This window comes from Kitasatospora sp. NPDC058243, assembly GCF_042882025.1.
GTDB lineage: Bacteria > Actinomycetota > Actinomycetes > Streptomycetales > Streptomycetaceae > Kitasatospora.
In genome coordinates this window covers 30,925-32,862 of the sequence record NZ_JBHVWW010000085.1, presented here as the reverse complement: position 1 = coordinate 32,862, position 1,938 = coordinate 30,925, and the positions used below count along the sequence as shown (strand labels likewise).

1 protein-coding gene and 1 pseudogene are annotated in these 1,938 nt (G+C 78.1%); both read left to right on the top strand.

Annotation, left to right across the window (positions count from 1 at the left end):
* Positions 1–706 (top strand): annotated as a pseudogene (locus tag ACFVX9_RS35710) (hypothetical protein); the annotation flags it as partial.
* A gap of 118 nt (positions 707–824) precedes the next feature.
* Positions 825–1,814, top strand: coding sequence for an NAD-dependent epimerase/dehydratase family protein (locus ACFVX9_RS35705; protein ID WP_380378191.1), 990 nt, complete (start codon positions 825–827; stop codon positions 1,812–1,814).
* Positions 1,815–1,938 lie beyond the last annotated feature (124 nt).

Below are 1,938 nucleotides of genomic sequence, written 5' to 3'. Positions count from 1 at the left end.
GGACCCCGCCGTCGAGCCCGGCCCGCCGTGCACCGGCCCCTGCCGCGCGGTGGACGGGCTGGGCCCGGCGCGGGCGCCGCGGCGGGCCGGCTCCCGGTGGCGCCCGGCGGCGCTGGGGTACGGGCTGGGCCTGGCCGCGCTGCTTCTGCTCCCGCTGGCCGCGGCGGACGGGGACCGGCGGCTGACCGCCGCGCTGGTGCTGGCCGGGGCGGTGTCGGCCGGGTCGGCCGAGCGGGCGGCCCGCTGGTACCGGCAGGTCGGCCGCGGCCATCTCGGCGCGGCGGCCACGCTGGCCGAGTTCCGGTCCCGGATGCGGCCGGTGCTCCCGGTGGCGGTCGCCCTGCACCTGGCGGTGCTCGCGGTGCTGACCTTCGCCGCGCTGGCGGTGCTGACCGTCCTCGCGCCGCGCCCCGGGCCGGGCCACGGCGGGGGCCTGCTGCACCTGGCGGCCGAACGGGCCGACGCCGCGCAGTGGGCGGCGCAGGGCGTGCTGGGCCTGCTGCTGGTGCTGCCCGCGCTGCTGGCCCGCTGCGGCCGGACGACGGCCGCGGCGGCGGGGGCGCTGGCCGGGCCCGCCGTGGTGCTCGGGCTGCTCGCCCTGGGCCGCTCCGGGCCGACGGCCGGGCTGCTCGGCGGCGGCGCGGTCGCCGCGGTGCTGCTGGCGTACGCCTGGGCCGTGCTCGGCCGGGCCGGTTCGCACCGCTGAGCCCCGCCCGCCGGTGCGGCCCCGGGTGCCGCCCCCTTCTCGTTGCTCTCACTCAGTCCGCTCTTGATTTCAGTCCGCCAGGTCGTCCCCGACCTCGCTTCGTGGAAGGACGCCCCCGATGAGGGTGCTGCTGCTGGGCGCCGACGGTTTCATCGGCCGCCGGGTCACCGATCGTCTGCTCATGGACCAGGAGTTGCAGGTGACGGTGCTCGGCCGGCGCGACTCGGCCGACATCCGCTTCGACCTGACCACCGGAAGCCCGGGCGCGCTGGCCCGGTTCCTGGACGCGGTCGCGCCGCAGGTGGTGATCAACTGCGCGGGCGCCACCTACGGCAGCTCGCGCACCCTGATCCGGTCGAACACGCTGGCCGTCGCCACCGTCTGCGAGGCGATCCGGCGCAGCCGGGAGCCGGCCCGGCTGGTGCACGTCGGCTCGGCCGCCGAGTACGGCCCGGTGCCGGGTGGGGTGCCGGTGTCGGAGCAGGCCGAGCCGCGGCCGGTCGGCCCGTACGGGGTGTCCAAGCTGGCCGGGACGGAGCTGGTGCTGGCGTCGGGCCTGGACGCGGCGGTGCTGCGGGTGTTCGACGTGGTGGGCCCGGGGGCGCCGACCGCCTCGCTGTTCGGGCGGCTCGCGGAGGGGCTGCGGCGGGCCCTGGAGCGGGACGAGGCCCAGGTGCGGATGCCGGACCTGTCCGGATACCGGGATTTCGTGGACGTGCGGGACGTCGCGCGGGCGATCCAGGCGGCGGCGGTGTCGGCCGCCACCGGGGTGGTCAACATCGGCAGCGGGCACGCCGTCCGGGCCCGGGACGCGGCCCAGCTGCTGGTCCGGGCGTCCGGCTTCGAGGGGGCGATCGTCGAGGAGAACCGGCAGGTCCTGCTGCCCGCGCAGGCCGGCGGCCCGGTCGGCGACCACCTGCCCGGCCACCACCTGCCGGGCCACCGGGTGGAGGGCCACCGGCCGGAGGGCCGGGTCGCGGCGGGGGAGCCGGTGCCGTGGCGGCAGGCGGACGTGCGCACCGCCCGGGACCGTCTCGGCTGGCGGACACAGGTGCCGCTGGAGGAGTCGCTCGGGGACGTCTGGCTGGAGACGGCCTGCCGGGTCTGAGCGGTCACCGGGAGCGGGGGGGGGGGGGGGGGGGAGGGGGGGGGGGGGGTTTTTTGGTTTTGTTGGGGGTTTCTCTACTCCCCTCCCACCTTTTCTCCCCCTCTACACAACGTCTTCTAAGCCC

Coding starts and splice junctions, on each gene's coding strand:
- ACFVX9_RS35705 (WP_380378191.1), top strand. CDS start 825: ATGAGGGTGCTGCTGCTGGGCGCCGACGGTTTCATCGGCCGCCGGGTC.